The 5,315-nt window shown below is 49.1% G+C and carries 4 protein-coding genes; all 4 read right to left on the bottom strand.

The genetic code is table 11. From position 1 onward, the window contains the following. The coding region (locus JRI46_12105; protein ID MBW2040307.1) for a (Fe-S)-binding protein at positions 1–585 on the bottom strand (585 nt) is incomplete at its 3' end. 47 nt (positions 586–632) lie between these two features. Then, positions 633–2,060 carry an FAD-binding oxidoreductase gene (locus JRI46_12100; protein MBW2040306.1) on the bottom strand — a complete coding sequence of 476 codons (1,428 nt, stop codon included), beginning with the start codon at positions 2,058–2,060 and terminating at the stop codon, positions 633–635. Between the two features lie 25 nt (positions 2,061–2,085). Continuing rightward, the gene (locus JRI46_12095; GenBank protein MBW2040305.1) at positions 2,086–3,447 is read right to left on the bottom strand and encodes an MmgE/PrpD family protein; all 1,362 of its coding nucleotides are present in this window, start codon (positions 3,445–3,447) and stop codon (positions 2,086–2,088) included. A 3-nt stretch (positions 3,448–3,450) separates the two neighbouring features. After that, the coding region (locus tag JRI46_12090; GenBank protein ID MBW2040304.1) for a TRAP transporter permease at positions 3,451–5,315 on the bottom strand (1,865 nt) is incomplete at its 5' end.

Below are 5,315 nucleotides of genomic sequence, written 5' to 3'. Positions count from 1 at the left end.
ATAGTTAGCACCAACCTCCTCCAACAACCTAATCACCGAGCGCGCCACCTTTTGGACACTCTCGTTGTAAGAAGGGGTGCAACCCACGTAGAACAAGACTTCAGCTTCCTCACCCGGTAGGAGCTTGTAGCTGAGCGATCCCTCTTTTTCTAAATCTCTCAACCAGTCCAATCGCCTTGATGCGGGTTCATCATACGGATTTCCTTCTTGCTCCAAAGATTCTAAGACCTTGATCTGCTCCGGCATCGGTCCGATCATCAATTCAACCAGCAGCTTTCGGCCCCCTTCAATGCCATCTAAGAGGGGCACACCAGGTCCCGATGTCTTGCATTTCAAGACACAACTGTAACAGGTGGTGCATGCGTACAGTATGTCTCTCAGGGCCTCCTTTTCTTCTCCCTCTAGCTCGCCCCATCTAATGGCGTAACGCATGGCTTGCAAGATGCCCGGGGGACCTTGAACCTGAAATCCCCTGGTAGATTCAAATAGTGGACAGACAGTGTAACAGTAGTTACAATTCCTACACCTCCTCGCCACATCCACGATCATATCCTTTAGTTCGTTTACAAAGTGATCTTCATTCACCTCTTGCACCCCCTAACATTTCGAGCTTGACCATATTGGTACTTCCTCTAACGATACCCTTCCAAGATCCCAGGGTTGAGAATATTATTGGGGTCTATCATTTTCTTCAGTCCCTTGACGATCTCGTAACCCCTCTCTCCGTATCTCTTGATAAAAAAATCTTTCCTTTTCCCAAACTGACCCCATTCCCCACCGCAGGTGCCATATTTCAGGTTGAGCTCTGCCTCCCTTTGGAATTTTTCATCAATGGCCTTCCTCTTTTGTTCATCATCCCAGTCGCGGGGGATCAAAATCGCAGGATGCAAGGTCAAGGCGCCTATGTGGCCGAAGAGAAACATATCCAACTGACTCAACAAGGGCAGCCCCTTGTTAAAATTTATGCAATCCTCCATACAGTTCACCAAATCCTTCAAGTTAGAGGAGACCTCTGCAGATGAGAGTTGAGCCCCCTTGCGCTGCATCAAGTTAGAGCCGATAGCCTCCCTTGAGGCCCAGATCTTATGCCAAACATCTATATCTTCTACCCTATAGGCATCAATTGGATTCTCTACCTTGAGTGACTCCAATACCTTGTCCGCTTTGTCAGCAACTTCTCGTTCTGAAGAGCCAATACTCACGAAAATATTCACAGGGCCTCCAGGAGGTCCCAATCCCCTGAGCCCAAACCCAAAATTTGCAGCTTCGGCATCCAAAAATTCCATAAAGAGGGGAGCAGGCCGCCTCTCCATATACATCCTTTGAACACCACGCGCCAAGGAAAACAGATCATCATAGATTGCGACTCCGTAGGCCCTCTCTACCTGCGGGACAAGCCTCATCCTGATCTTCGTGATCACCCCCAACAGTCCATCACCGCCAAGAAAGAACTTGGTGAGATCGGTACCGGCTGGCCTCCTCAGACCTTTTGTGCCCGTCTCGATGATGTCGCCATTAGGAAGTACCACCTCTAGCCCCAGCACATAGTCACCTGGTTTCCCGATGGATGCACCTACAATGTGCCCACTGGTGTTGTTAACGATCATCCCCCCCATAGTGGCGATCTGACGACTTCCCGGCGCCATGGGGAGGAAGTAGCCCAATTCCGCTAACCTATCAGCCACATTAGCGACAATGCACCCTGGTTCGCACTCGAAAAACCCATAGTCTTCAAACACCTCCAGTTTATCGAGCCTATGGGTACTGACCACGATTCCAGGCACATGGGGCCTGTAGTTACCCCCCAAGTGTGTAGCAGATCCCCTGATAAAGACAGGCACCCTTATACTATTTGCATACTTCATAATTTCACTAATCTCTCCTTTGGATTTCGGCATAACCACCGCATAGCAGATCTGTCCCCTTTCTACTTCATACGGATAGACATCCACGGTGTTCTTGATCCGTTCAAAGAGATTGGTCGAGACATATTCTTTGGATACGATATCCTCTAATACATCGACCATCTTGGCACGTTCGACATCACTCAAACCTCCCATCAAAAACCCCTCTCTTCACAAAAAATTAGACCAACAATTCGGTAATGGTCGTTACATCCTTGACATCTTCTAGGTGAGTCACACAATCTATCAAGGCATCTGTCTTTTCTAAGAGGGCTTTATTCCCACTAAATTGGACGCATTTGTAGTACTTTGTCTTACATTCGTCAATGCTCATGGGCCTCTGAGGATTCCCTCTAGGTGCAGAAATATCATAAGAATATGATTGATTATCTCTGGTCTCTATCAGTATGCTTGCCTTCATCAGACTCCTTTCCTCTATTGCAGGATCAGCCTGAACCTCGACCTTTTTGGCCATCTCCAGCACCCCTTTATCTCTGATGGCAGAGTCCTGAAAATCCTTTAAAAAGACATCCCCACGCATCAAGGCCACTGATACCGTATATGGAATGCTGAATTGGGCATCCACCTGGGGATCTGTGCGGATCTCAAAGTGGCTGCCCACCATCTCCTTAGCCATCTTCGAGGTATAGACAACCACCCTTTTTATGCTGGTGGGACCAATTTTGTGCTTTTTGACAATCTCCAGGGCCGCATCGATGGCGGCATGGGTCATCCGACAGGAGGGATAGGGCTTGATGCTGAGCCTCATCCCCTCAAACCTTTTCCCCAAACCATCCAATAATGGGCCTCGATCCCATTCCCCCCTTTCATATAAATTGAAAAACCCGTGTTCTCCTTCAAAGATATCTCTGGCTCCAGTAATACCCCTTTGGGCCAATAAGACAGAAAATGCCCCGGCCTTGGCAGAAAATGCAGGTTGCATCCTCTTGGTCAGCCCACCATCGATCAGACACTGGGCATTGCCCGAGGTTTGACTGTAAACAATCCCAAGGGTATTGAGCATCTTTTCACGATCCAGTCCCAAAATTTTGGCTGCCGTCGCTGCGGCACCAAACGAGCCGCAGGTAGAGGTTCTGATCCAGGAAAGAGGCCTCTTGATAGCCAACCCTAGCCGACATACCAGATCAACACCAAGGGTTACTGCATTAATAAGGTCTTTGCCACTTACATCGCCCCTTGTCTCGGCCATGGCCAAGGCAGTCGGAAGGACGGAAGCGTATGCATGAAGGGCCGACTCATCAAGGGTGTCATCGAAATCCAAGGCATGCATCATCGTGCTGTTGGCCAAGACAGCGAACGGGGAAGGGACCTTACCTCCATAGACCATAATAGTAGCCTCAGGCCTCCCCCCCCATTCCTTCATAAGACCTACAACCTCCTTGCAACCTGGCGCAGAGGAACCAGCAATGGCCACCCCCAACGAATCCAAGATAAACTTCTTTGTGTTTTCCACTACCTCATAAGACAAGTCATTGAACTCAGTCTCTGCTAAAAGGTCTATAAGTTTCGTTAAGACCTCCATCGCTTATCTATTGCCCCCACGAAATTGGTTTGAACTGGGTTTCTTCTTTTTCCCAAACCTATAGGATCCTTCCTTTAACAACACATTGCCATATTTTTTGAAGAAATCCGGGACCTGATATAGGGACACCATAAAGAGGAGCCCCAAACCTATAAGGTCCGTCTTAAATCCTGGTATAATCAGACCGAGGGCACTCAGAAGTAGCAGCCCGCGAAAGGGTATGGGGATTGGTACTCTCATATAGCCCTGCAAGGCTGAGGCCAGGGCAAATACCCCCAATACGGCGGTGACCATTACCCAAATGATCTTCCCAAAACTCCCTACTAAAAGAAGCGCATTATCATAGACAAAGATGTAGGGGAGAATAAAGACGACCAGGGCCAAGCGACACGCCGTGAGGGCCGTCTTCATCATGGGAGAATCTGCTATCCCCGCGGCGACAAAGGCATCTGGCGCCATGGGGGGGGTAATCCCTGCGATGACGGCAAAATAAAAGACAAACAAATGGGCAGCCAAGGGATAGATCCCCATCTTGGTCAAGGCTGGCACCACCAAGATGGCCAATACAATATAGGCAGCCACAGGGGGAACCCCCATCCCCAAGATGATAGAGGCAATCATGGTTAAAAACAGCAGGATGAGGAGATTTCCTTTTGATGCTTCGATCATAAGGGATGACATCATCAGCCCTAGGCCGGTGAGGGTGATCATCCCTACCACTACCCCACCCAAGGCAAGGATTGCCACCACAGGGAGGGCGGTTCGCGCCCCTTTCTCCAAACCATCTAAGATCTGCTTTATCGTTGCCCTCTTTCTCCATCTTAACATGCTCACTGCGGGGATGCTCACTGTCGCCCAAAATGCCGCCCTGGTCACAGAGACCTTAGGCACCACAACAAAATAGATCAAGACGGCGATAGGGATTAAAAAATGCCAACCATCCTTGAGGGTCTCCTTCAAGGAAGGGATCTCCTCTTTCTTGAGGCCAACCAGACCTATTTTCTGGGCCTCGATATCAATCATTAAAAAGAGACCAAAGTAATAGAGGATCGCCACCAAGATTGCTGCTTTTATGATGGTAAGATAAGTCACCCCTAAGAGTTCCATAATTATGAACACCGCACTCCCCATGATAGGTGGCATCAAAAGCCCACCCGCACTGGCCGCCGTTTCCACTGCCCCAGCAAAATGAGGTCGATAACCTGTCCTCTTCATCAAGGGAATGGTGATTTGTCCAGTACCAGCTACATTTGCAGTTCCGCTGCCTGACATCATGCCAAAAAGGGAGCTGGCAACCACAGCGACCTTTGCCGGACCTCCCCTTACATGGCCAAACAGGCCATAGGCCAATCGGAGAAAGAATTCCCCTCCGCCCGCCTCCCTCAACATCGAACCAAATAGAATGAAAAGAAAGACGAAGGTGGCAGAGATCCCTGCCAGCATGCCGAATATCCCCTCAGTTGTGATAAACATGCTGGTTATAATGCGCTCTATCTCATAGTTCTTATGGGCCAATGGGCCGGGCAGCATCTCACCAAATCGGGCATAAATAAGGAAAAATATAGCCACACTGGGAAAGGCCCATCCCACTGTGCGGCGGGCAGCATCGATGCAGAGAATGATCAGAATGCCCCCCATGACCATTTCGTACCATGGTATAGCCATCCCTATGGCCCCTATCTTTTTAAACCAAGTGAGCAATACATAAAGCCCAATAGCTAAGGAGATGAGGGCGAAGAGGTATCCATCCCAGCTGATACGATCCTCTTTGCCGCGAATTTTCATGGGGTAAAGGAGGAATATTAAGATACAAGCGAATATCACATGAGGGACCCTCTGGTTCATGGCGGTAAATTGAAAGATGCCGG

The sequence above is a fragment of the Deltaproteobacteria bacterium genome, assembly GCA_019308925.1.
Classification (GTDB): Bacteria; Desulfobacterota; B13-G15; order B13-G15; family RBG-16-54-18; genus JAFDHG01.
This window is presented reverse-complemented; position numbering and strand designations above follow the sequence as displayed.